The sequence below is a fragment of the Jannaschia sp. S6380 genome (assembly GCF_023015695.1).
Lineage (GTDB): Bacteria > Pseudomonadota > Alphaproteobacteria > Rhodobacterales > Rhodobacteraceae > Jannaschia.
Window position 1 is genome coordinate 1,300,132 of the sequence record NZ_JALKAS010000001.1, and the last position, 22,498, is coordinate 1,322,629.

A 22,498-nucleotide genomic window follows, 5' to 3' on the forward strand; every position below is an offset into this window, starting at 1 on the left:
GCCCCGCCCGCGTCCGGCGCGGCCCCGCCCGGTCAGGTGAACTTGCGGAAGAGCCGGGTCTGGTCGAACATGTCCTCCAGCGTCTGCATCCGGTCCTTGGTGTCCGACCAGTCCAGATCCTGCACCGCGGCGATCATTGTCTCGACCAGCAGGAGGGTCGCCGCCGCGGAATCCCAGGCCGAAGGCGCGACGATCCGGCCGCTGAGCGTGATGTCGGCCAGGCCGTGCACCGGCGAGCGCCACTGGTCGGTGAACAGGATCAGCTTGGCGCCCCTTGCGTGGGCCATTTCGGCCAGTTTGAGAGTGTTGTTCTCGTACCGGCGCATGTCGAACAGCACGAACACGTCGCCGGGTTCCACGTTCAGCAGGTAGTGCGGCCAGGCGTTCGAGGTCGACTGGATGTGCGTGATCCGGGGGCGGATCACCTGCAGGTGCAGGAACAGGTATTCGGCCAGCGTGTGCGTGATGCGGCCCCCGACGATATAGAGGTGACGGTCGGCATCGGCCACCAGCGCGCAGGCGGCATCGAACAGGTCCGGATCGATCTGCGCCAGCGTGTGACGGATGTTGTCTATCACCGCGTCGGTGAAGCGGTTGAGCATGTGGCCCGACGGCGCCGCCCCGGCCCAGGTGTCGTGCCGGGCGATGGGGTTGCGGGCCTTCGCCTTCAATTCCTCGCGCAGATCGGCCTGGAATTCGGGATAGCCGCCGAAGCCCAGCTTCTGCACCATCCGCGCGACCGTGGGCACCGAGACGTTCGCATCCTTGGCCAGCGCCGTCAGCGGGCCGAGCCCGGAGGCCGGATAATTCTCGAGGATCGAATGGGCCAGTTGCCGCTCCGCCCGGGTCAGGTCGTCGAGCCGCGCCTGGATGCGGTCGGAGATGGTCATTGCACCGTCTGTCATCGCACGGCCCCTTATTCTGATCGGAAATATATCAGGATCGCCGCTCGTGGAACAGAATTATCAGAAATCTGTTGACAGGTTCCGTTAACCATCAGCACCTTTCGGGCATGGGGGAACGGTGATGCATCGCGACGCGGAGCTATCGGAGGGGCCGGTTCGGGTGATCCGTCCCGGCGGCACGTCGTCCGTCCTGCTGGTCTGCGAACATGCCAGCGCGTTCATCCCGCCGGAATTCGCGAACCTGGGCCTGTCGACCGAAGCGCGGCGGAGCCACGCGGCCTGGGACCCGGGCGCGCTGGCGGTGGCCGAAGGGCTGTCGGCGCGGCTGGACGCGGCTCTGGTGTCGGGAACGGTGTCGCGGCTGGTCTACGACTGCAACCGCCCGCCCGATGCGCCCGACGCGATGCGCGAGCGGAGCGAAGTGTTCGACGTGCCGGGCAACCGAAACCTGAGCGCGGCGGACCGCGCGGCCCGGGTGCGGGTCTTCTATGATCCGTTCCGCGCGGCGCTCGCGGACCGGATCGCGCGGGCCGAGGCGCCGGTGATCGTGACCCTGCACAGTTTCACGCCCGTCTTCCACGGCCAGAGGCGCGCGGTCGAGATCGGTGTGCTGCACGACAGCGACGCGCGGCTGGCCGATGCGATGCTGGCCGTCGCGGGCGATCATACCGATGCGGTAGTGCGGCGGAACGAGCCCTATGGCCCCGACGACGGCGTGACGCATACGTTGCGGGCGCACGCGGTCGCGGGCGGGCATCCCAACGTGATGCTGGAGATCCGCAGCGACCTGATCGCGACGAAGGCCCAACAGGCGGCGATGGCCGGAATGCTGGCCGGCTGGCTGGCGGCGGCCTTTACGATGACCGGGCTGGCGGGGGCGGTGCGATGCACAGGCTGATGCACGGCTTCATCCGCACGGTGGACGGTGCGAACCGCCGGGTCGGGCGCATCGTGATGTACGGGATCTTCATGCTGATGGGCGTGCTGCTCTGGTCGTCGGTGTCGAAGACGTTCTTCGTCCCCTCGCTCTGGACGCTGGAAATGGCGCAGTTCCTGATGGTCGGCTATTACGTCCTGGGCGGACCCTATTCGATCCAGATGGGGTCGAACGTGCGGATGGACCTGCTCTATGGCGGCTGGTCGGCGCGGCGGAAGGCGTGGTTCGACCTGATCACGGTGTGCTTCCTGATCTTCTACCTGTGCGTCCTGCTCTATGGCGGGATCAGCTCGACGGCCTACGCGCTGGGCTATTTCGGCAGCGAGCCCTTCACCTTCTTCGGCGGCCTTCTGACCGGGGCCGAGGGGGTCGGGCATGCCGAGCGCTCCTCGACCGCGTGGCGCCCGTATCTGTGGCCGATAAAGGCGGTCATGGTGCTGGGTCTCTTCCTGATGCTGCTCCAATGCCTGTCGGAGCTGTTCAAGGACGTGCTGCGGCTGCGGGGCGAAACCCTCGATGGCGAGGCGACCTGATGCCGTATGAGCTGATCGCCACGCTGATGTTCTCGTCGATGATGCTGATGCTGCTGACGGGGCAGCGGGTGTTCGGCGCCATCGGCTTCGTGGCCGTGGTCGCCGCGCTGCTGCTCTGGGGCGACCGGGGCGGGTTCGACATCGGGTTCTCGGCGGCGATGAAGCTGATGAAGTGGTATCCGCTGCTGACGCTGCCGATGTTCATCTTCATGGGCTACGTCTTGTCCGAGAGCCGGATCGCCGACGACCTCTACCGCATGTTCCACGTCTGGATGGGCGGATTGCGCGGCGGGCTGGCCGTGGGAACGATCGGGCTGATGGTCCTGATCTCGGCCATGAACGGGCTGAGCGTCGCGGGGATGGCCATCGGGGCCACGATCGCGCTGCCGGAACTGCTGCGACGGGGCTACGACAAGCGGATGGTGACGGGGGTGATCCAGGCGGGATCGTCGCTGGGCATCCTCGTGCCGCCATCGGTCGTGCTCGTCCTCTATGCAATGATCGCGCGGCAACCGGTGGGACAGCTCTGGCTGGCGGGGGTCGTGCCCGGATTGATGATGGCGGCGCTGTTCGTGGCCTATATCGCGATCCGCTGCCGGTTGAACCCGGCGCTCGGCCCCGTCCTGTCGGCCGAGGATCGCGACATGCCGCGCGCCGAGAAGCTGCGCCTGCTGCGTGCCGGACTCCTGCCGCTGGTGATCTTCGCGGCGATGATGGTGCCCTTCGTCAACGGCTGGACGTCGCTGGTGGAATCCTCGGCCATCGGCGCGCTCGCCGCCTTCCTGGCCGCGATCCTGAAGGGGCGGATGACGCGCGAGGTGTTCGAGAACTCGGTCCGCAACACGCTGGGCATAACCTGCATGTTCATGTGGATCATCCTGGCGGCGCTGGCCTTCGGCGCGGTGTTCGACGGGCTGGGCGCGGTCAAGGCGATCGAGTCGCTGTTCACCGAGCAGTTGAACCTGTCGCCCTGGACGATCCTGATCCTGATGCAGCTGAGCTTTATCCTGATGGGCACGTTCCTCGACGACACCGCGATGCTGGTGATCGTAGCGCCGCTTTACGTGCCGCTGGTGGGGGCGATGGGGTTCGACCTGATCTGGTACGGGATCCTGTATACGATCACGACGCAGATCGCGTACATGACGCCGCCCTTCGGCTACAATCTGTTCCTGATGCGCGCGATGGCCCCGCCCGAGATCGGGCTGCGCGACATCTATGCCTCCATCACGCCCTTCGTGGCGGTGATGGTCCTCGCGCTGGCCCTGGTGATGACCTTTCCGGGCCTCGCGACCTGGCTTCCCGACCACGTCTATCAGCAGCCCTAGAAGAGCCGACGAACCGGCCGGAGAACCCAACGAAGGAGAGAAAGCATGACGACGAGACGCAAGTTCATCGCGGGGGCCGCGACCGCCCCCGCCGCGCTGGCGACGCCCGCCCTGGCGCAAGGCACGATCACCTGGCGGATGCAGACCTATGCCGGGGCTGCGCTGGCCGAGCACGTGGTGCAGGGCATGGTCGACAACTTCAACAAGATCGCCGGCGACCGGATGCAGATCGAGTTGTTCTATGCCGACCAGCTGGTTCCGACGGGCGAACTGTTCCAGGCGATGCAGCGCGGGACCATCGACGCGGTGCAGTCCGACGACGATTCCATGGCGTCCCCCACCGAGGTCACGGTGTTCGGCGGCTATTTCCCCTTCGCCTCGCGCTACTCGCTCGACGTGCCCGTCCTGTTCAACCAGTACGGCCTGAACGAGATCTGGGCCGAGGAATACGAGAAGGTCGGCGTCAAGCATATCAGCGCGGGCGCCTGGGATCCGTGCCATTTCGCCACCAAGGACCCGATCCAGTCGCTGGCCGATCTGGAGGGCAAGCGCATCTTCACCTTCCCGACCGCCGGGCGCTTCCTGTCGCAGTTCGGCGTCGTGCCGGTGAACCTGCCATGGGAGGATATCGAGGTCGCGGTGCAGACCGGCGAGCTGGACGGCATCGCGTGGTCCGGGATCACCGAGGATTACACCGTCGGCTGGGCGGATGTGACGAACTATTTCCTGACCAACAACATCTCGGGCGCCTGGGCCGGGTCGTTCTTCGCCAACATGGAGCGGTGGAACGAGTTGCCCGAGGATCTGCAGACGCTGTTCCGGGCCTGCTGCGACCAGTCGCACTACTATCGCCAGTACTGGTACTGGGGCGGCGAGGCACGGCTGCGCGTCCATGGCGAGAAGCTGGAACTGACTTCCATCCCCGACGGCGAATGGGCCAAGGTCGAGAACGCCGCGCGCGAGTTCTGGGAGGAGATCGCCGCCGAGAGCGACACCAAGCGCCGGGTGGTCGAGATCTTCAAGCAGTACAACGCCGACATGGAGAAGGCCGGGCGGCCCTATCGCTACGGTTGACCCGTTGCCGGAGGCGCCTTCGCGGGCGCCCCCGCCTCTCAACGAATGGATAACGACATGCCCGGTACGCTCAGCTTCGACGACCTGAAATCCCGCGTGGCCGATGGCGGCATCGACACGGTGCTGGCCTGCCTCGTCGACATGCAGGGGCGGCTGATGGGCAAGCGGTTCCACGCCGCGAACTTCGTCGAGACCTCCCATGCGGAGACGCATTGCTGCAACTACCTGTTGGCCACCGACCTGGAGATGGCGACGCCGCCGGGATACGCGGCCGCCGGGTGGAAGGCAGGATATGGCGACTACGTCATGCAACCCGACCTCGACACGATCCGGCCGGTGCCCTGGCTGGAGGGGACGGCGATGGTGCTGTGCGACGTGCTCGACCACGACACGCATGCGCCGGTGCCCCATTCGCCGCGCGCGATCCTGAAGCGGCAGATCGCGCGCCTGGCCGAGTTGGGGTTCGAGGCGCAGATGGCGACCGAGCTGGAGTTCTTTCTGTTCGAGCGGAGCCTGGACGAAATCCACAAGTCCGGCTTCCGCGACCTGACCCCGATCAGCGGCTACAACGAGGATTACCACATCCTTCAGACCACAAAGGAGGAGGGGGTGATGCGCCCCCTGCGCAACCACCTGTTCGCCGCCGGCCTTCCGGTCGAGAACACCAAGGGCGAGGCGGAGGCGGGACAGGAGGAGTTGAACATCCGCTATGCGCCGGCACTCGACTGCGCCGACCACCACACCATCGCCAAGCACGCGGTGAAGGAGATCGCGTGGCAGCAGGGGCACGCGGCGAGCTTCCTGCCGAAATGGCACCCCAGGCGGACCGGGAGTTCGAGCCACGTGCACCAGTCGATCTGGCAGGACGGGGCGAACGCGTTCCACGACCCCGATGGCGAGTTGGGCATGTCCGACACGATGCGGCATTACATGGCCGGCCTGATCGCGCATTCGCCGGATTACACCTATTTCCTGGCGCCCTACGTCAACAGCTACAAGCGGTTCGCCAAGGGCACCTTCGCGCCGACCAAGACGGTCTGGTCGGTCGACAACCGCACCGCCGGGTTCCGCCTGTGCGGGGCCGGAACCAAGGGCGTGCGGGTCGAATGCCGGATCGGCGGATCGGACCTGAACCCCTATCTGGCGCAGGCGGTGATGCTGGCCGCTGGAATCGACGGGATCGAGCGGAAGCTGGCGCTGGCGCCCGCCACGGCCGGCGACGCCTATGAGGACGCGAAGGCGGCGAACATCCCGCGCACCCTGCGCGACGCGACGGAGACGTTGCGAGGCTCCGACTTCATGCGGCGCGCGCTCGGGGACGAGGTGGTCGACCACTATACCCGCGCCGCCGAATGGGAGCAGGAGGAGTTCGACCGCGCCGTCACCGACTGGGAAATCGCACGCGGATTCGAGAGGGCCTGACATGAGCATCACCTGCATCTCCCCCATCGACGGGTCGGTCGTGGCCGAACGCCCCACCCTGTCGCGAGCCGACGCCGACGCCGCCGTATCCCGTGCCCGGGCCGCACAGGCAGACTGGGCCGCGAGGCCGCTTTCCGAGCGGATCGACCTGGTTCTGGCCGGGGTCGCCAAGGTCGGCGCGATGAACGACGAGATCGTACCGGAACTCGCGCGGCAGATGGGGCGGCCGGTACGGTATGGCGGCGAGTTCGGCGGCTTCGAAGAGCGCGCGACGCACATGGCCGGCATCGCCGAAGGCGCGCTGGCCGACGTCGTGGTGGAAGATAGCGAGGCGTTCCGGCGGGTGATCAAACGGGTCCCGCACGGCGTCGTGCTGGTCGTGGCACCGTGGAACTACCCCTACATGACGGCGATCAACACGGTCGCGCCCGCCCTGATCGCGGGCAATGCGGTGATGCTGAAGCATGCGTCGCAGACCCCGCTGGTGGGCGAGCGGATGGTGGCCGCGTTCCATGCCGCGGGCGTGCCGGAGGACGTGTTCCGGAACGTGTTCCTGGACCACGACACGACCTCCGCACTGATCGCCGCGCGGGCCTTCGGGTTCGTGAACTTCACCGGCTCCGTCGAGGGCGGGCGCGCGATCGAGCGAGCGGCGGCGGGGACCTTCACGCCGGTCGGGCTGGAGCTTGGGGGCAAGGATCCGGGCTACGTCATGGAGGACGCGGATCTGGACGCCGCCGTCGACACGCTGATCGACGGGGCGATGTTCAATTCCGGGCAGTGCTGCTGCGGGATCGAGCGGATCTATGTGGCGGCGCCGCTGTTCGACGCCTTCGTCGAGAAGGCGGTGGCGATCGTGAACGGCTACAGGCTCGGTGATCCGCTGGACCCGGAGACGACGCTGGGCCCCATGGCGCATGTCCGCTTCGCCGAGGAGGTGCGCGCCCAGACGCGCGAGGCCCTGGCCGACGGCGCCCGTGCCCATATCGACCCGGCCGACTTTCCGCGCGATGGCGGCGCCTATCTGATGCCGCAGATCCTGACGGACGTGACCCACGACATGCGCGTGATGCGGGACGAGAGCTTCGGGCCGGTCGTCGGCATCATGCCCGTCGTGGATGACGACGAGGCGGTCCGCCTGATGAACGACAGCCGGTTCGGGCTGACCGCGTCGCTCTGGACCCGCGACGCGGCCCGGGCGGAGGCGATCGGCGACCGGATCGAGACCGGGACGGTGTTCCTGAACCGCGCCGATTACCTCGACCCCGCGCTCTGCTGGACGGGGTGCAAGGAGACGGGGCGCGGCGGGGGCCTGTCGGTCATCGGCTACCAGAACCTGACCCGGCCGAAATCGTACCACCTGAAGAAGGCGCGCACCGCATGATCCCGACCGCGAACTGGTCCTACCCCACATCCGTCCGTTTCGGGGCCGGGCGCATCGGCGAGATCGCCGAAGCCTGCACCGCCGCAGGGATCACGAAGCCCCTGCTGGTCACCGATCGCGGGCTGGCGGGGATGGCGATCACGACGCGCACGCTCGACCTGCTGGAAGCGGCGGGGCTGGGCCGCGCGGTCTTCGCCGAGGTCGACCCGAACCCGCATGAGGGCAATGTCGAGGCGGGCGTCCGCGCCTATCGCGAGGGCGGCCATGATGGCGTGGTCGCGTTCGGCGGCGGCTCGGGCCTCGACCTGGGCAAGGTGGTGGCCTTCATGGCCGGACAATCGCGCCCGATCTGGGATTTCGAGGATATCGGCGACTGGTGGACCCGCGCCGATGCCGGGGCCATCGCGCCCATCGTCGCGGTGCCCACCACCGCCGGAACCGGATCGGAGGTCGGTCGCGCCTCGGTCATCACCAATTCCGGGACGGCGGAGAAGAAGATCATCTTCCATCCGAAGATCCTGCCCGCCATCGTCATCTGTGACCCAGAGCTGACGGTGGGAATGCCGCGCACGATCACGGCGGGCACCGGTCTCGATGCCTTCGCGCATTGCGTCGAGGCGTATTGCTCGCCGCATTACCACCCGATGTCGCAGGGCATCGCACTGGAAGGGATGCGGCTGGTGAAGGAGTACCTGCCCCGCGCCCATGCCAACGGCACCGACCTCGAGGCGCGCGCGCATATGATGTCGGCGGCGATGATGGGCGCGACCGCGTTCCAGAAGGGGCTGGGCGCGATCCACGCATTGTCACATCCGATCGGGGCGATCCATCATACGCATCACGGCACGACGAACGCGGTTTGCATGCCCGCCGTGCTGCGGTTCAACCGATCGGCCATCGAAGGCCCGCTGACGCGCGCGGCGGCATATCTGGGGATCGACGGGGGCTTCGACGGGTTCCGCCGCTACGTGGACGAACTGAACGCGGTGCTGGGCATCCCCACCTCGCTGGCGGGGCTGGGCGTGACCGACCCCGATATCGACCGGATCGTGGCCGGGGCCTTGGCCGACCCGAGCACCGGCGGCAACCCGGTCGCGATGACGGCGGAGAACACCCGCGCGCTGCTTCTCGAACTGGTGGGTTGACCGCGGGCCGAAAGCGGGGAGCCATGTCCTGCCTCGTCGGACCCGACCGTTCCGTCAGTCTTCCGGCCGATGCGCGACGATATACGGGCTGAGCCGGCCCTTGCCGAAATAGGACGTGCTTTCGATCACGAACCCGGCTTGGCGCAGGTGGCCGCGCAACGCCTCGGCCTTCAGGAACGTCACCGGCGGTGCCTTGCCGACCAGCCGCATCGCGCCGACCGCCAGGCGCAGCAGGACCGTCCGGTCCGCGAGGCAGGGCGTTTTGGAAAGGAACAGGCCGCCGGGCCGGAGCTGGTCATGGATCCGCGAAAGCGCGCCCGGCAGATCGGGAACCAGATGCAGCAGGCTGAACGCGCAGATGACGTCGAAGGGCTGTCCGGGGATCGTCTCCATGATGTCGGCCTCACGGAACGAGACGTTCACCGGGGCATCGCCGCCCAGCTTGGACCGCGCGATCGCGATCATCGTGCCCGATCCGTCCACCGCGGTGACATGCGCCACGCGGGGCGCCAGGCGCAGCGCCGTGCTGCCCGTCCCGCAGCCCAGTTCGAGGACGCGGTCCGTCGACTCCAGCCGGTCCGCGACGTCGGCCAGCTTCGCCTCATAGGCGGCGGGGTCGTCGACGGGTCTGCGGGCATATTTGTCGGCGATCCGGTCCCAGAAGGTGATGGCGGGGTCGGGTGAGGTCGGGCCTGGCATCGCACGTCTCCGTTCCTTCGGCGGCACGGGCGGATGCAATCACCGCCGTTTCCGGCAAGCATACACGGTTTCGCGAGTCCGGCGCCGTCTGTCGGCACAATCGATGCGCCTCAGGGGTCAGTCGATGCCGGCCACCGACATGCCGCCCGCCTCCCGGAACCAGTCCCGGATCGCGGCGCGCTCCTCCCCGGACATCTCCGTCAGGTTGGCGGGGGGCATCGCATGGCTGACGCCGGCCTGATAGTAGATCTGCTGTGCCTGTGCGGCGATGTCCTGGTCGGTTTCCAGGTGGACCGCCTTCGGCGCCCAGTACATGCCGGGCCAGACCGGTTCACGTGCATGGCACATGGAGCATCGGCCACGAACCGCGATCGCGGCCTCGTCGAAGCCCGGTGCCTGGGCGAAGCGCAGCGCGACGGGCGTCATCTCGGCCGCCTCCAGCCCCTCGTAGTCGCCATCCCAGGACGAGGCCGTCGACAGCCAGGCCATGACCACAAGCAAAACCGCCGTGGCACCCCAGGTCCAGGCCGGTCCCTGCCCCGTGGCATGCAGGGTGTTGAAGTAGTGCCGGATCGTCACCCCGGTCAGGAAGACGAGACACGCGATGATCCAAGCATACTCCGTGCCGAAGGCCAGCGGGTAGTGGTTCGACAGCATCAGGAACAGCACCGGAAGCGTCAGGTAGTTGTTGTGGGTCGAACGCAGCTTGGCGATGGCGCCGTATTTCGGGTCGGGCGTGCGGCCGGCCTTGAGGTCATCGACTACGATGCGCTGGTTCGGCATGATCACGAAGAACACGTTGCCCGTCATGATCGTGGCCGTCATCGCGCCCAGATGCAGCAGCGCCGCGCGGCCGGTGAATATCTGGTTGAGCGCCCAGCTTGCCACGACGATGCCCGCGAACAGGACCAGCATAACCACCGTCGCATTCGATTTCAGCGGCGAGCGGCAAAGCGCGTCGTAGCCGACCCATCCGATGGCGATGAAGGCAGCCGATATCCCGATCGCCTGCCATGTGGCCAGGTCCGCCTTGGCCGGGTCGATCAGGAACAGCTCGGCCCCCGCCCAATAAACGATGGCCAGAAGCGCGGCGCCGGACAGCCAAGTCCAGTAGCTTTGCCATTTGTGCCAGGTCAGATGCTCGGGCAGGCGCTCGGGCGCGACCAGGTACTTGGTCGTGTGATAGAAGCCGCCGCCATGGACCTCCCACTCCTCGCCATAGGCGCCCTTGGGCATGCCCTGCGCCGGTTTCAGCATCAGATCGAGGGCGATGAAATAGAAGCTGGCCCCGATCCACGCGATGGCCGTGATGACATGCAGCCACCGGACCCCGAAGGCGAGCCAGTCCCACATGATCGCAAGATCGTACATCGCGCATCCCCTCTGCATGGCGGTCCGCCGACAAGCCTACGGCAGTCGCCCGCCCTCCTCTATCCGATGGACCGGGAAAGCACTTTCAAATAGTCACGAAGGATGTCCTATTTCGACAACCTGACCACCTTCATCCGCATCTACGAACTGGGCAGCATGTCCGCCGCCGCCCGGGATCAGCGGATCTCGCCCGCGGTGGCATCGGCGCGCCTGGCCCAGCTCGAGTCGCGGCTGGGGGTCCGGCTGTTTCAGCGCACGACCCGGCGCCTGTCGGCGACCGAGCAGGGGCGGCTGTTCTATGCCGGGGCCTGCAAGATCCTGGATGCGGTGACCGAGGCCGAGGGCGATATCGGCGAGGTGACGGCCAATCCGCGCGGCGATCTGCTGGTGGCCGCGCCGCTTTGGTTGGGGCGGCGGATGATCGCGCCGCATGTGCCGGCGTTCCGCGCGGCCTATCCGCTGGTTCATGTTCGCCTTCGGCTGAGCGACCGGCGGCTGGACCTGACGGCCGAGGGGCTGGACCTGGCCTTTCACGTGGGCCACGCCGAAGACAGCGACCTGCGCATCCGCAAGGTCGCCGAATGCCGCCGTGCGCTGTGCGCGGCTCCGTCCTATGTCGCGGCGTACGGCCGGCCCGCCAACGGTGACGAGATCGCACGCGGACGCCACGCCTGCCTGAACCTGCGCTTCCCCGGCGCGACCGAGTTCCGCTGGACCTTGCGGGGCGCCGAAGGCCCCGAGACGTTCGAGGTGAGCGGCCCGTTCGAATGCGACGATGGCGACGTACTGACGGATTGGGCACTGGACGGGCACGGGATCGCGCTCAAGCCCGTTTTCGAGATCGCCGCCCACCTGCGCTCGGGCGCCCTCGTCGAAGTCTGCACCGAGACGCCGCCCCTGCCGGTGCAGGTGTCGGTCCTTTATACCCACCGCCGCCATCAGGACCCGAAAGCGCGCCTGTTCATGGATTTCATGATCCAACGCCTACGGGCGGACCTCAACGCGGATCCGATGGAGGAGCTGGCCGCGGCGGACGGCCGAGCTGCCGCGGATCAGGACCCGCGATAGGTCGAATAGCCGAACGGGCAGAGCAGGAGCGGCACGTGGTAATGCGCGGCCTCGGACATGCCGAAGCGCAGCGGCACGATATCCAGGAATCGCGGCGTCTCGGCCGCGGTGCCGGCGGTCGTCAGGTAGTCGCCGCAATGAAACACCAGTTCGTAGGTGCCGGTCGCGAAGTCCCCCTCCGCCAGGATCGGCGCGTCGGTCCGGCCGTCGGCATTCGTCGCGGCCTCGCCCACACGCGTACGGTCGTCGCCATCCAAACGGAACAGTTCGATGCGTATCCCCTCGGCCGGTCGGCCGAGCGCCGTGTCGAGAACGTGGGTCGTCAGATATCCGGCCATTTCTGCATCCCTTCCTGCGGTCCGGGCCGATCATACGCGCGCTTGTCCGCGCTGGAAGCCGGAACGGAACGAGACACCGTCAAACCGATCTTGAAAGTCCGGGCGGCGAAAACGTCGTATCGTCGCGCGAAGCCGTTGAGGAGACCGTCGTGAACCGCTACCCCCGCGACCTGCATGGATATGGCACCGCCCCGCCCGAGGCCAACTGGCCCGGCGATGCGCGCATCGCGGTCAGCCTGGTCCTGAATTACGAGGAGGGGGGCGAGAACAACATCCTGCACGGGGATGCGGCCTCCGAGGCGTTCCTGTCGGAGATCACGGGCGCCCAGCCCTGGCCGGGGATGCGGCACGCCAACATGGAGTCGATCTACGAATACGGTGCGCGCGCCGGGTTCTGGCGGCTGCACCGGATGCTGTCGGACCTGCCGGTGACCGTGTACGGCGTGGCCAGCGCGTTGGCGCGTTCGCCCGCGCAGGTGGCCGCCATGCGCGATGTCGGATGGGAGATCGCGTCGCATGGCCTGAAGTGGATCGAGCACAAGGACATGCCCGAGGAGGAAGAGCGCGCCGCCATCGCCGAGGCGATCCGCCTGCATGCGGAGGTGGTCGGAACCCCGCCCGTGGGGTGGTATTGTGGCCGCTCCTCGGAAAACACGGTCCGGCTCGCGGGCGAGACCGGGCAATTCGCCTACGTCTCCGACGCCTATGCCGACGACCTGCCCTATTGGGTCGAGGTCGGCGACCGCGACCAGTTGATGCTGCCCTACACGCTGGACGCCAACGACATGCGCTTCGCGATCCAGGCCGGTCATCCCGACGGCGCCAGTTGGGAGCGGTACCTGCGCGACAGCTTCGACTGCCTTTATCGCGAAGGCGGACGGATGATGTCGATCGGCCTGCATTGCCGCCTGGCGGGCCGCCCCGGCCGGGCCGAGGCGCTGCGCCGGTTTCTCGACTACATCCGCGGGCATGACGGCGTCTGGATTGCCACGCGCGAACAGATCGCGGCGCATTGGGCGGCTGCGCATCCCCATCGGCGGCGCGACCGGCCGTCCGCGATGGACCGCGACACCTTCGTCGGGCGCTTCGGCTCCGTCTTCGAGCACAGCCCCTGGATCGCGAAACGCGCCTTTGAACTGGAGCTTGGCCCGGCGCATGACGTCGCGACCGGCCTGCATTCCGCGCTGGCCCGCATGTTTCGCACGGCGTCCGAGGCGGAGCGGCTGGGCGTCCTGACCGCGCACCCGGATCTGGCCGGAAAACTGGCCGCCGCGGGGCGCCTGACGGCCGAGAGCACGTCCGAACAGGCCGGCGCGGGCCTCGACCTACTGACGGATGCGGAACGCGCGGCGTTCCAGGACCGCAACGCGGCCTATGTCGAGAAACACGGCTTTCCCTTCATCATCGCCGTCCGCGACCACGACAAGGCGGGCATCATGGCCGCCTTCGACCGTCGCATCGGCAACGATCGCGCCACCGAGTTCGCCGAGGCCTGCCGCCAGGTCGAACGCATCGCCCTGCTGCGCCTGCGGGACATGCTGCCGTGACCCGCATCATTCAGGCCGCCGCCCTGAATGCGAGGGCCTTCGCCCCCTTCGGCGATGTCCTCGAAGTGGCGGGCGCCCCCGACAAGCTGATCAATGCGGGGCTTTGCGGGCGGCACCACGACCGCGCGACGCTCGACTTCGCGGACGGGCGCGCGGGCATCAGCCTGTTCGACGCCACGCCGCGCGCGCTGCCCTACACGCTCGACCTGCTGGAGCGGCACCCCGAGGGCAGCCAGTGCTTCGTCCCGATGCATGGCAACGAATGGCTGGTCACGGTGGCGCCCGACAGGGGTGGCGTCCCCGGCGATCCGGTCGCCTTCCTCGCCGCCGCCGGACAGGCCGTGAACCTTCATCGCGGCACCTGGCACGGCGTGCTGACGCCGCTCCACGCGCCCGGCCTCTTCGCGGTGATCGACCGCATCGGCCCCGGCCCCAATCTTCAGGAATATCGCCTCGACCCGCCCATTCAGGTCGAACGGGGCGCCTAATCAAACCCGGTCGGGAGGACCGGGACCAGCGAACCAGAGGGAGAACGAAATCATGGCAGACACGTCCATCGGGACGCCGGAGCAACTCCGCGACCCGAATTACACACCCCCGCTTCACAAGGCCGTGCCGCTGGGCATCCAGCACGTACTGGCCATGTTCGTCTCGAACGTGACGCCCGCGATCATCGTGGCCGGCGCGGCGGGCTTCGGCTTCGGGTCGAATTCGCCGGACTTTCCCGAACTGCTCTACCTGATCCAGATGTCGATGCTGTTCGCGGGCATCGCCACACTGTTGCAGACGATCACCGTCGGCCCCGTGGGTGCGGCGCTGCCCATCGTGCAGGGCACATCGTTCGCGTTCCTGCCGATCATGATCCCGCTGGTCGCCGGCAAGGGCGTCGACGCGTTGGCCGCACTGTTCGGCGGTGTCATCATCGGCGGCCTGTTCCACGCCATCATCGGCACGTTCATCGGCAAGATCCGCTTTGCCCTGCCGCCACTGGTCACGGGCCTCGTCGTCACGATGATTGGCCTCGCCCTCGTCCGCGTGGGCATCCAGTACGCTGCCGGCGGGGTGCCCGCCATCGGAACGCCGGAATACGGTTCGCTCCTGAACTGGTCGGCCGCGCTGGTCGTGGTGGCGGTGACGCTGGGGCTCAAGTTCTTCACCCGCGGGATGCTGGCCGTGTCGGCGGTGCTGATCGGCCTTCTCGTCGGCTATGTCTACGCGCTCTTCACCGGAATCCTTACGACCGAGGCGATCGCGACCTCGTGGGAGCGGTCGGCCGCCTTCGCGTTGCCGATGCCGTTCAAATACGGGTTCGAGTTCTCGGTCGCCGCGATCCTGGGTTTCTGCCTGATGGCCTTCGTCTCGGCGATCGAGACGGTGGGCGACGTGTCGGGCATCACCAAGGGCGGCGCCGGACGCGAGGCGACGGACAAGGAGATCACCGGCGCGACCTACGCCGACGGCGTCGGCACCGCGCTGGCCGGCATCTTCGGCGGCTTCCCGAACACGTCGTTCAGCCAGAATGTCGGCCTGATAGCCATGACCGGCGTGATGTCGCGCCATGTCGTGACCTGCGGCGCGATCTTCCTGATCGTCTGCGGCCTGATCCCGAAGGTGGGCGGCGTCATCCGCACCGTCCCGATCGAGGTGCTGGGCGGCGGCGTGATCGTGATGTTCGGCATGGTCGTGGCCGCCGGCATCTCGATGCTGTCCGATGTCGACTGGAACCGCCGCAACATGGTGATCTTCGCGGTCGCCCTGTCGGTCGGACTGGGCCTGCAGCTGGAGCCGGGCGCGGTGCAGTACCTGCCCGACTGGGCGCGCGTCCTGATGGTGTCGGGCCTGTTGCCGGCGGCGTTCATCGCGATCGTGCTGAACCTCATCCTGCCCGAGGATCTGGCCGCCGAATCCACCGAGGAGGTGGCGGGTGGCATGGCCGGGCACGAGAGCTGGGGCAAGCAGCCCGAAGGCGTGCCGCTGGAAACGCCGCGGCACTGATCCGCGGCACCTGATCCGGGTGTGATACGGCCCCCGCCTTTCCCGGCGGGGGCCGCTTTTATTCCGCTCACTGAATAGCCGGTTCCGAAGATCGAGCGGACCTATGCGAAGGTCAGAACGTCAACTCGACCGCCACGCCGGTCTCGACTGCCCGCTCGACCACGGCGGCGGCCACGGCGAGGTCCTGCAGACCGACGCCGGTGCCGTCGAAAAGCGTGATCTGGTCGTCCGACGTGCGCCCCGGATGATCGCCGTTGATAACGGCGCCGAGTTCGGTCACGTCGCCCTTCGCGATCAGACCCTGGCCGACCGCGTGCTGCGCCTCGCCGATGCTGACGGATTGCGCGACCTCGTCGGTGAAGACCGTGGCACGGGCCAGCAGCGCGGCCTCGACCTCCTGCTTGCCCTTGGTATCCGTGCCCATGCAGGCGACGTGGGTGCCCGGGCGGACATGCGCCGACATCAGGCTGGGCGCGTTCGAGGACGTGATCGAGACGATGACATCGGCCTGCGCGCCCAGCTCCTCCAGCGTGGCCTCCTCGAAGGGCAGGCCCAGTTCGGCCGCGCAATCGGCAAGGCGCGACAACATTTCCGGGTGGTAGTTCCAGCCGACGACCTTCTCGAAGTCGCGCTGGCGCACGGCGGCGCGCATCTGGAACACCGACTGGTGTCCGGCGCCGATCATGCCCAGGACCTTTGCGTCCTTGCGCGCCAGATGCGCGATGGACACCGCCGAGGCGGCGGCCGTGCGCAGCGCCGTCAGCAGGTTGCCGCCCACCATCGCCTTGGGCTTTCCCGTCTCCGGGTCGAACAGGAACACCGTCGACTGGTGATTGATGAGATCCCGGCGCGACAGGTTGTGCGGCCAGTAGCCGCCGGCCTTGAGGCCGAGCGCGCCGCCCACGGCGTCCACGCCACCCTTGAAGCCATAGAGCGCTTCCTCCGGCCCCGGCAGCGCCTCGCGTATGACGGGGAAGTTGCGGGCGTCGCCGCGCGACATCGCGGCGAAGACCGCCTCGACCGCGTCGAACGCATCCTCGGCGGTCATGAGGTCGGCGACCCTGGTTTCAGGAACAATCCACATAGGTCCTCATCTTGCTCGGAAATACCTCGGGGGTCCGGGGGCCGCGCCCCCGGCGGGCCGGACCGGCGAAAATCCGATCCAGAGATCAATACGCCTTGCCGCGCGCCGACACCGGCCAGAGCGTCTCGACCTTCCCGCCGCGCACGCCGACATACCAGTCGTGGACGTTGCAGGTCGGATCGCAATGACCCGGCACGAGCTTCAGCTTGTCATTGACCTTCAGCACGCCCTGCGGGTCGGCGACCACGCCATGCTCGTCGGAGCATTTGACGTATTGGACGTCGTCGCGCCCGAAGATCGTCGGCAGGCCGCTGTCCACGGACTGCGCCTTCAGACCCGCGTCCACGATGGCCTTGTCGGCCTTCGCGTGGGACATGACCGAAGTCAGGATGAACAGCGCGTTCTCCCACTCGCCGTCGTCGATGCGGTTGCCGTCCTTGTCGAGGATGCGCCCGTAATCGGCATCCATGAAAGCGTAGCTGCCGCATTGCAGCTCGTTGTAGACGCCCGAGCCGCTCTCGAAATAATAGCTGCCCGTGCCGCCGCCGCCGACGATGTCGCAGTCCAGCCCGCGGGCCTTCAGCGCGTCGACGGCGTCGCGGACCATGTCGATGGCCACCTGCGTCTTGGCGCGCCGCTCCTCGTAGCTGTCGAGGTGCTGCATCGCGCCCTGATAGGCCTGGATGCCACTGAACGTCAGACCCTCCGCCGCGTCGATGGCCTTTGCCAGCGCCACCACCTCCTCGGTCGTCGTCACGCCGCAGCGCCCGGCGCCGCAGTCGATCTCGACCAGGCACTCGATACCGGTTCCCGCGTCGGTCGCGCCTTTCAACAGGTCGGCCACGTTGGCCAGGTCGTCCACGCAGCAGATCGTGCGCGCGCCGAGCTTCGGCAGGTTCGCCAGACGCCTGATCTTGGCCGGGTCCGTCGCCTGATTGGACACCAGGATGTCCGTGATGCCGCCACGGGCGAAAACCTCGGCCTCCGACACCTTCTGACAGCAGACGCCGCAGGCGCCGCCCATCTCCTGCTGCAGCTTCTGCACGTCGACGGACTTGTGCATCTTGCCGTGACTGCGATGCCGCATCCCCCTGGACCTGGCGTAGTCGCCCATCTTGGCCACGTTGCGCTCCAACGCGTCCAGATCCAGCACCAGGCAAGGGGTTTGGATGTCCGCCTCGTCCATGCCCGGCAGGGCGGGCACGTCGTAGCCGACCTCCAGGTCGTCGCGGTTCAGGTCCTTCATCATGTCCTCCTCAGCCCCGCATCCAGGGCAGCTTGTCCAGATCGACGTTTCCGCCGGTGATGATCACGCCGACGCGCTTGCCCGCGAAGGCGTCCTTGTTCTTCAGGATGACAGCCAGCGGCACCGCGCAGCTGGCCTCCATCACGATGCGCAGATGCTTCCAGGTCAGCTTCATCGCGTCGACGATCTCCTCCTCGGAGGCCGTGTAGATTTCCGAGACGTGGTTCGAGACGAAGTGCCATGTCAGTTCCTTGAGAGGCACCAGCAGGCCGTCGGCGATGGTCTTGGGCGCATCGTCGGCGATGAGGCGGCCCGCCTTGAAGCTGCGATAGGCATCGTCGGCCTGTTCCGGCTCGGCCGCGATCACCTGCGTGTCGGGCGACAGGGTCGCCAGCGTGAGACACGTGCCCGAGATCATGCCCCCGCCACCGATGGGCGCGACCACGGCGTCGAGCGCGCCGCCGTCGATCTCGGCCACCTGCTCCATCATCTCCTTCGAACACGTCCCCTGCCCCGCGATGACGCGCGGGTCGTTATAGGGATGCACGAAGTCGCCGCCCGTCTCGGCCTGCACCTCGGCGAAGGTCGCCTCGCGCGAGGTCGTGGACGGCTCGCATTCCGTGATCCGGCCGCCGTAACGCGCGACCGTATCCTTCTTGGCCTGCGGCGCCATGCGCGGCATGACCACGTGGCACGGGATGCCCCGCCGCATGGCGGCGTAGCTGAGGCAGGAGGCGTGGTTGCCGCTGGAATGCGTCGCGACCCCCAGCTTCGCCTGCGCGTCCGACAGCCCGAACACCGCGTTGCTGGCACCGCGCACCTTGAAGGCGCCGGGCTCCTGGAAGTTCTCGCACTTGAAGAACATCTCGCAGCCCGCAAGCCGGTTCAGGTGGGCGCTCGTCAACACCGGCGTTCGCCGGATATGCGGCTTGATGCGTTCATGCGCCGCCAGCATGTCCTCATAGGTCGGGACCTCGATGCCGTTTGCGTCCTTCATCACGCAGCCGCCTTCTGCTGCTTGCCGCCGTGGCGGTAGAACGCCTGCGCCGCCGCCACGCCCGATCCCAGCGTCACGTCGAGGCCCAGATCGGCCATCACCATCTCGGCCGTCGCCAGCCCGGACAGCATCATCGCATCCGTCAGCATGCCCAGATGCCCGATGCGGAACACTTTGCCCGCGACCTCGCCCAGCCCCACGCCGAACGCCATGTCGTAGTCCCGCGCTGCCACCGTCACGATCTCGGTGGCATCGAACCCCTCGGGCGTGCGGATGGCCGAGACGCTGTCGGACTGCACCTCGGGCGACGCGGCGCAAAGGTCCAGCCCCCAGGCATCGACCGCGCGGCGCACCCCTTCGGCCATGCGGTGATGGCGGGCGAAGACGTTCTCCAATCCCTCCGACAGCAGCATGTCCAGCGAGACGCGCAATCCGTTCATCAGGCCGACGGGCGGCGTGTAAGGGTAGGCGCCGCCGGCATAGCCCTTCGCCATGTCGCCGACGTCGAAGAAGGTGCGTGGCAGCTTGGCCGCCCGCGTGGCTGCCATCGCCTTCTCCGAAAAGCCCACGATGGCCAGCCCCGCCGGCAGCATGAACCCCTTCTGCGAGCCCGTCACCGCGACGTCCACGCCCCACTCGTCCATGCGGAAATCCATCGACCCGATGGAACTGACCCCGTCGACCAGTAACAGCGCATCGGACCCGGCCGCGTCCGTCGCACGGCGGATGGCCGCGATGTCGGAGACCACGCCGGTCGCGGTCTCGTTATGCGTGGCCAGCACCGCCTTGACGTCGCCCTCGCGCAGCGCCGCCTCGTAGGCGTCCGCCGGCAGGCCGTGGCCCCAGGGCACCTCGATCACCTGCACGTCCAGCCCGTGCCGCCGACACATGTCGATCCAGCGATGGCTGAACATGCCGTTGCGCCCGACCAGCACCCGGTCGCCGGGCGACAGGGTGTTGGTGATCGCCGCCTCCCACCCGCCGGTACCGGTGGACGGAAAGATGAAGATCTCGGCGGTCTCGGACTTCAGCACCGTCCGCACGCCGTCCAGACAGGGATGCAGGATCTCGGCGAAAGCGGGTGAGCGGTGGTCCATCGTCGGCACGTGACAGGCCAGGCGCACCGCCTCGGGCATGTTCGTGGGGCCGGGAATGAAGACGGGGTTCTGGCTGGTCATCGGGTCCTCCGCTGGTCGGAACACGGGCGAGCCTAGCCAAACCGGAAACCGATTGACAGTTTTCTGAAAATCGCTTTCATTATTTTCAGATACTCGATTATTCTCATAATCTCCATGGCTTGTCGTTTTTCAGACGTGCGCCGGACAGATCCATGAAAGAAATTTCCGACATGTCGAAGAACGATCCGCGCCCCCGCGGCCGCCCGCGCGCCTTCACCGACCGGACCGAGCAGAACACGATCAAGACACTCGACCGGGCGATGCATGTCCTCTCTACCCTGTCCCGGCTGGAGGACGCGACCCTCACCGCGCTGGCCGAAGCCACCGGCGACCCGGCCGCCAGCGTCTATCGCGTGCTGATCACCCTGCAGGCGCATGACATCGTGGAACTGGAGCCGTCGGACCAGACCTGGCATGTCGGATCGGGCGCGTTCCAGATCGGGTCGGCCTTCCTGCGCCGCACGTCGCTGATCGACCGGGCGCGGCGTCCGATGCGCGACCTGATGGAGGCGACGGGCGAGACCGCCAATCTGGGCATTCACCGCGACGGCGAGGTCCTGTTCGTCGGACAGATCGAGACGCGGGCCCCGATCCGCGCGTTCTTTCCGCCCGGCACGCGGGCCGACCTGCACGCATCGGGTATCGGCAAGGTGCTGCTGGCCGCGATGACCGAGGCGCGCCGCAGCGCCCTGCTGCCGGATCCGCTGCCGGCCTATACCGATCACACTTTGTCGGATGCATGCGCGCTGGCGGATGACCTCGGCCGGATCGCGGCGCGCGGCTATGCCGTCGACGACGAGGAGCGCAACGCCGGCATGCGCTGCATCGCGGCCCCGGTGCGCAACCTGCATGGCGAGGTGGTGGCGGGGTTGTCGATCTCGGGCCCCGCAAGCCGTGTCACCCCCGACCGGACGGAGACGCTGGCGCGCGCGGTCGTGGCTGCCGCCGCCGACCTGTCAGAACGCCTGGGCGCGCGACCTAGAGCGTCAGGGGCGCGTGGCGATTGACGTCCTTGTAGAGCAGGTAGCGGAACGGCCCCGGCCCGCCGGCATAGCAGGCCTGCGGGCAGAACGCGCGCAGCCACATGAAATCGCCCGCCTCGACCTCAACCCAGTCGTCGTTCAGGCGATAGACGGCCTTTCCTTCCAGCACGTAGAGACCATGCTCCATCACGTGCGTTTCCAGAAAGGGGATCACGCCGCCCGGCTGGAACGTGACGATGGTGACATGCATGTCATGTCCCAGATCCGCCGGGTCGACGAAGCGCGTCGTGGCCCAGGTGCCGTTCGTGTCGGGCATGACCGACGGCTCAACCTCGGCATCCGAGGTGAAGACCGCCGCTGGAACGTCGATCCCGTCGGCCTTCTGATAACGCTTGCGGATCCAGTGGAATCGCGCGGCGATGTCGCCTTCGTTGCGAAGCGTCCAGCTCGCCCCCGGCGGCAGCCAGGCATAGCCGCCGGGATCCAGCCGGTGCGCATCGCCCCCGAGCCGGATCGTCACCGCCCCCTCCATCACGAAGATCGCGGCCTGCGCGTCGGTCTCCGCCTCGGGGTGGTCGGACCCGCCGCCGGGCTGAACCTCCATGATGTACTGGCTGAACGTCTCGGCGAACCCGGTCATCGGGCGCGCCAGCACCCATAGACGCGTCTCGTCCCAATGCGGCAGGAAGCTGGTGACGATGTCGCGCATCGTGCCGCCCGGAATAACGGCATAGGCGGTCTTGAACACGGCCCGGTCGGTCAGAAGCTGCGTCTGCGGCGGATGCCCGCCATGGGGGGCGTGATACGGCCGGCTGTCGCGGTGCGCGCGGGACATGGGAAAACCTCGGGCATTTGGACCTGCTTTCAGTATCCGGGCGGACGCGGGCGGATCGTAGCCGTCACCGGACCGAAGGACCTATCCGGCGATCTTGAAGATCGGACGCGCGGGTGTGGGCCAAGGCCGCCGCCCGCCGCCCCGAACACCTAACCGGCGCGCCGAACCGGCTTAGGCACGGCCACGCCCTTCCTGAGGCACCGTTTCACATAGGCCGCCCGCCGATGGCCGTACCGGCCCATCTGCGCCTGCTGGGCCAGCACCAGGGCGACGAAGCCCGCCCCCTCCGCCCGTCCTGCCTTGGACGCGGCCTTGCCGACCTTCTTCTGCGCCTTCGTCATCGAGCAGCCGATGCAATGCGTCCCGGCCGGGCCGGATCGCTTGAACTTGCAAACATCGATGCAGGGGGTCGGGGTCTTCGGCATGATC

22 protein-coding genes are annotated in these 22,498 nt (G+C 67.6%); 12 read left to right on the forward strand and 10 right to left on the reverse strand.

The window, feature by feature from the left end; all coding sequences use genetic code 11:
- Positions 1–32: 32 nt before the first annotated feature.
- Positions 33–905 carry a MurR/RpiR family transcriptional regulator gene (locus MWU52_RS06660; protein ID WP_246950500.1) on the reverse strand — a complete coding sequence of 291 codons (873 nt, stop codon included), beginning with the start codon at positions 903–905 and terminating at the stop codon, positions 33–35.
- A 121-nt stretch (positions 906–1,026) separates the two neighbouring features.
- Between MWU52_RS06660 and MWU52_RS06665 the strand changes: the two genes are divergently transcribed.
- From MWU52_RS06665 to MWU52_RS06695, 7 genes are read left to right on the forward strand one after another with little or no spacing between them, the layout of a single operon-like run.
- Positions 1,027–1,803, forward strand: coding sequence for an N-formylglutamate amidohydrolase (locus MWU52_RS06665; protein ID WP_246950502.1), 777 nt, complete (start codon positions 1,027–1,029; stop codon positions 1,801–1,803).
- The gene (locus MWU52_RS06670) at positions 1,791–2,375 is read left to right on the forward strand and encodes a TRAP transporter small permease subunit (protein WP_246950504.1); all 585 of its coding nucleotides are present in this window, start codon (positions 1,791–1,793) and stop codon (positions 2,373–2,375) included. The genes MWU52_RS06665 and MWU52_RS06670 overlap by 13 nt, the downstream gene beginning before the upstream one ends.
- On the forward strand, positions 2,375–3,703 hold the full coding sequence (locus MWU52_RS06675) for a TRAP transporter large permease subunit (protein ID WP_246950506.1): 1,329 nt from the start codon (positions 2,375–2,377) through the stop codon (positions 3,701–3,703). The genes MWU52_RS06670 and MWU52_RS06675 overlap by 1 nt, the downstream gene beginning before the upstream one ends.
- Positions 3,704–3,748: 45 nt before the next feature.
- Positions 3,749–4,777, forward strand: coding sequence for a TRAP transporter substrate-binding protein (locus tag MWU52_RS06680; RefSeq protein ID WP_246950507.1), 1,029 nt, complete (start codon positions 3,749–3,751; stop codon positions 4,775–4,777).
- 57 nt (positions 4,778–4,834) lie between these two features.
- Complete coding sequence (locus MWU52_RS06685; RefSeq protein WP_246952788.1) at positions 4,835–6,199, forward strand: glutamine synthetase family protein; 1,365 nt, start codon at positions 4,835–4,837, stop codon at positions 6,197–6,199.
- A gap of 1 nt (position 6,200) precedes the next feature.
- Positions 6,201–7,583: an aldehyde dehydrogenase family protein gene (locus MWU52_RS06690; protein WP_246950509.1), complete on the forward strand. Its 1,383-nt coding sequence runs from the start codon at positions 6,201–6,203 to the stop codon at positions 7,581–7,583.
- Entirely contained in the window at positions 7,580–8,728 is a 1,149-nt protein-coding gene (locus MWU52_RS06695) for an iron-containing alcohol dehydrogenase (protein ID WP_246950512.1), read from the forward strand. Before MWU52_RS06690 ends, MWU52_RS06695 begins: the two co-directional genes overlap by 4 nt.
- Before the next feature lie 54 nt (positions 8,729–8,782).
- Here MWU52_RS06695 and MWU52_RS06700 read toward each other — a convergent pair whose 3' ends face one another.
- The gene (locus tag MWU52_RS06700) at positions 8,783–9,427 is read right to left on the reverse strand and encodes a class I SAM-dependent methyltransferase (protein ID WP_246950514.1); all 645 of its coding nucleotides are present in this window, start codon (positions 9,425–9,427) and stop codon (positions 8,783–8,785) included.
- A 117-nt stretch (positions 9,428–9,544) separates the two neighbouring features.
- Entirely contained in the window at positions 9,545–10,798 is a 1,254-nt protein-coding gene (locus tag MWU52_RS06705; protein ID WP_246950516.1) for a urate hydroxylase PuuD, read from the reverse strand.
- Between the two features lie 102 nt (positions 10,799–10,900).
- On the opposite strand from MWU52_RS06705, the gene MWU52_RS06710 reads away from it, so the two are divergent.
- On the forward strand, positions 10,901–11,866 hold the full coding sequence (locus tag MWU52_RS06710; protein ID WP_246950519.1) for a LysR family transcriptional regulator: 966 nt from the start codon (positions 10,901–10,903) through the stop codon (positions 11,864–11,866).
- Here the strand turns inward: MWU52_RS06710 and uraH are convergent.
- Positions 11,851–12,204 carry a hydroxyisourate hydrolase gene (uraH, locus tag MWU52_RS06715; protein WP_246950522.1) on the reverse strand — a complete coding sequence of 118 codons (354 nt, stop codon included), beginning with the start codon at positions 12,202–12,204 and terminating at the stop codon, positions 11,851–11,853. The genes MWU52_RS06710 and uraH overlap by 16 nt on opposite strands.
- Positions 12,205–12,353: 149 nt before the next feature.
- Between uraH and puuE the strand changes: the two genes are divergently transcribed.
- The 3 genes from puuE to MWU52_RS06730 are packed head-to-tail and all read left to right on the forward strand — an operon-like array spanning position 12,354 to position 15,746.
- Positions 12,354–13,751 carry an allantoinase PuuE gene (puuE, locus tag MWU52_RS06720; RefSeq protein WP_246950525.1) on the forward strand — a complete coding sequence of 466 codons (1,398 nt, stop codon included), beginning with the start codon at positions 12,354–12,356 and terminating at the stop codon, positions 13,749–13,751.
- Entirely contained in the window at positions 13,748–14,239 is a 492-nt protein-coding gene (locus MWU52_RS06725; RefSeq protein WP_246950527.1) for an ureidoglycolate lyase, read from the forward strand. The genes puuE and MWU52_RS06725 overlap by 4 nt, the downstream gene beginning before the upstream one ends.
- A gap of 52 nt (positions 14,240–14,291) precedes the next feature.
- Positions 14,292–15,746, forward strand: a complete 1,455-nt coding sequence (locus tag MWU52_RS06730; protein ID WP_246950530.1) for a nucleobase:cation symporter-2 family protein — start codon at positions 14,292–14,294, stop codon at positions 15,744–15,746.
- Positions 15,747–15,858: 112 nt separating this feature from the next.
- Here the strand turns inward: MWU52_RS06730 and bhcD are convergent, their stop codons facing one another.
- The 4 genes from bhcD to bhcA form a co-directional block, all read right to left on the reverse strand.
- Positions 15,859–16,830 carry an iminosuccinate reductase BhcD gene (gene bhcD, locus MWU52_RS06735; RefSeq protein ID WP_246950532.1) on the reverse strand — a complete coding sequence of 324 codons (972 nt, stop codon included), beginning with the start codon at positions 16,828–16,830 and terminating at the stop codon, positions 15,859–15,861.
- 85 nt (positions 16,831–16,915) lie between these two features.
- A complete protein-coding gene (gene bhcC / locus MWU52_RS06740; protein ID WP_246950535.1) occupies positions 16,916–18,076 on the reverse strand; it encodes a 3-hydroxy-D-aspartate aldolase BhcC in 1,161 nt (386 codons plus the stop codon).
- 10 nt (positions 18,077–18,086) lie between these two features.
- Entirely contained in the window at positions 18,087–19,073 is a 987-nt protein-coding gene (bhcB, locus tag MWU52_RS06745) for a beta-hydroxyaspartate dehydratase BhcB (RefSeq protein ID WP_246952790.1), read from the reverse strand.
- Positions 19,073–20,251 carry an L-aspartate--glyoxylate aminotransferase BhcA gene (gene bhcA / locus MWU52_RS06750; protein ID WP_246950538.1) on the reverse strand — a complete coding sequence of 393 codons (1,179 nt, stop codon included), beginning with the start codon at positions 20,249–20,251 and terminating at the stop codon, positions 19,073–19,075. Before bhcA ends, bhcB begins: the two co-directional genes overlap by 1 nt.
- Positions 20,252–20,403: 152 nt before the next feature.
- Between bhcA and bhcR the strand changes: the two genes are divergently transcribed.
- Positions 20,404–21,258 carry an HTH-type transcriptional regulator BhcR gene (gene bhcR, locus MWU52_RS06755; protein WP_246950541.1) on the forward strand — a complete coding sequence of 285 codons (855 nt, stop codon included), beginning with the start codon at positions 20,404–20,406 and terminating at the stop codon, positions 21,256–21,258.
- On the opposite strand, the gene MWU52_RS06760 is transcribed toward bhcR, so the two are convergent.
- Positions 21,230–22,069 (reverse strand): bifunctional allantoicase/(S)-ureidoglycine aminohydrolase, encoded by an 840-nt coding sequence (locus tag MWU52_RS06760; protein ID WP_246950543.1) that lies wholly within the window; start codon positions 22,067–22,069, stop codon positions 21,230–21,232. The two genes, bhcR and MWU52_RS06760, sit on opposite strands and share 29 nt — an antisense overlap.
- Positions 22,070–22,218: 149 nt before the next feature.
- Positions 22,219–22,494 (reverse strand): DUF1289 domain-containing protein, encoded by a 276-nt coding sequence (locus MWU52_RS06765; RefSeq protein WP_246950544.1) that lies wholly within the window; start codon positions 22,492–22,494, stop codon positions 22,219–22,221.
- Positions 22,495–22,498: the final 4 nt, after the last annotated feature.

Bases quoted from the DNA above. Each gene is read 5' to 3' on its own strand.
- MWU52_RS06660 (WP_246950500.1), bottom strand. From the start codon at position 905: ATGACAGACGGTGCAATGACCATCTCCGACCGCATCCAGGCGCGGCTC.
- MWU52_RS06665 (WP_246950502.1), top strand. From the start codon at position 1,027: ATGCATCGCGACGCGGAGCTATCGGAGGGGCCGGTTCGGGTGATCCGT.
- MWU52_RS06670 (WP_246950504.1), top strand. From the start codon at position 1,791: ATGCACAGGCTGATGCACGGCTTCATCCGCACGGTGGACGGTGCGAAC.
- MWU52_RS06675 (WP_246950506.1), top strand. From the start codon at position 2,375: ATGCCGTATGAGCTGATCGCCACGCTGATGTTCTCGTCGATGATGCTG.
- MWU52_RS06680 (WP_246950507.1), top strand. From the start codon at position 3,749: ATGACGACGAGACGCAAGTTCATCGCGGGGGCCGCGACCGCCCCCGCC.
- MWU52_RS06685 (WP_246952788.1), top strand. From the start codon at position 4,835: ATGCCCGGTACGCTCAGCTTCGACGACCTGAAATCCCGCGTGGCCGAT.
- MWU52_RS06690 (WP_246950509.1), top strand. From the start codon at position 6,201: ATGAGCATCACCTGCATCTCCCCCATCGACGGGTCGGTCGTGGCCGAA.
- MWU52_RS06695 (WP_246950512.1), top strand. From the start codon at position 7,580: ATGATCCCGACCGCGAACTGGTCCTACCCCACATCCGTCCGTTTCGGG.
- MWU52_RS06700 (WP_246950514.1), bottom strand. From the start codon at position 9,427: ATGCCAGGCCCGACCTCACCCGACCCCGCCATCACCTTCTGGGACCGG.
- MWU52_RS06705 (WP_246950516.1), bottom strand. From the start codon at position 10,798: ATGTACGATCTTGCGATCATGTGGGACTGGCTCGCCTTCGGGGTCCGG.
- MWU52_RS06710 (WP_246950519.1), top strand. From the start codon at position 10,901: ATGTCCTATTTCGACAACCTGACCACCTTCATCCGCATCTACGAACTG.
- uraH (WP_246950522.1), bottom strand. From the start codon at position 12,204: ATGGCCGGATATCTGACGACCCACGTTCTCGACACGGCGCTCGGCCGA.
- MWU52_RS06730 (WP_246950530.1), top strand. From the start codon at position 14,292: ATGGCAGACACGTCCATCGGGACGCCGGAGCAACTCCGCGACCCGAAT.
- bhcD (WP_246950532.1), bottom strand. From the start codon at position 16,830: ATGTGGATTGTTCCTGAAACCAGGGTCGCCGACCTCATGACCGCCGAG.
- bhcC (WP_246950535.1), bottom strand. From the start codon at position 18,076: ATGAAGGACCTGAACCGCGACGACCTGGAGGTCGGCTACGACGTGCCC.
- bhcB (WP_246952790.1), bottom strand. From the start codon at position 19,073: ATGAAGGACGCAAACGGCATCGAGGTCCCGACCTATGAGGACATGCTG.
- bhcA (WP_246950538.1), bottom strand. From the start codon at position 20,251: ATGACCAGCCAGAACCCCGTCTTCATTCCCGGCCCCACGAACATGCCC.
- bhcR (WP_246950541.1), top strand. From the start codon at position 20,404: ATGAAAGAAATTTCCGACATGTCGAAGAACGATCCGCGCCCCCGCGGC.
- MWU52_RS06760 (WP_246950543.1), bottom strand. From the start codon at position 22,069: ATGTCCCGCGCGCACCGCGACAGCCGGCCGTATCACGCCCCCCATGGC.
- MWU52_RS06765 (WP_246950544.1), bottom strand. From the start codon at position 22,494: ATGCCGAAGACCCCGACCCCCTGCATCGATGTTTGCAAGTTCAAGCGA.